The organism is Pseudomonas sp. PA15(2017), from assembly GCF_001945395.1.
Lineage (GTDB): Bacteria > Pseudomonadota > Gammaproteobacteria > Pseudomonadales > Pseudomonadaceae > Aquipseudomonas.
Genome location: NZ_MSXV01000052.1, coordinates 294,934 through 295,233, shown reverse-complemented (window position 1 = coordinate 295,233; position 300 = coordinate 294,934). Strand labels below are relative to the sequence as shown.

The 300-nt window shown below is 59.7% G+C and carries 1 pseudogene; it reads right to left on the bottom strand.

Annotated elements, in window-relative coordinates:
- Positions 1-300, bottom strand: a pseudogene (locus BVH03_RS25725) (acetyl-CoA carboxylase biotin carboxylase subunit); the annotation flags it as partial.

The window sequence follows — 300 nt, the reverse complement described above, 5'->3', positions numbered from 1 at the left end:
CGCCCGGAGCGTGGAAGTGCTTCACCTTGCCGGGGCAAGGCATGAAGTTGTCCGGGTCTTCGGCGTTGATGCGGCACTCCAGGGCGTGGCCCAGGAGCTTGATGTCTTCCTGCTTGTACGACAGCTTGTTGCCCGCGGCGATGCTGAGCATCTCCTTGACGATGTCGATGCCGGTGACCATTTCGGTAACCGGGTGCTCGACCTGGACGCGGGTGTTCATCTCGATGAAGTAGAAACGGCCGTCTTCATAAAGGAACTCGAAGGTACCGGCACCGCGGTAGCCGATTTCAATGCAGGCAC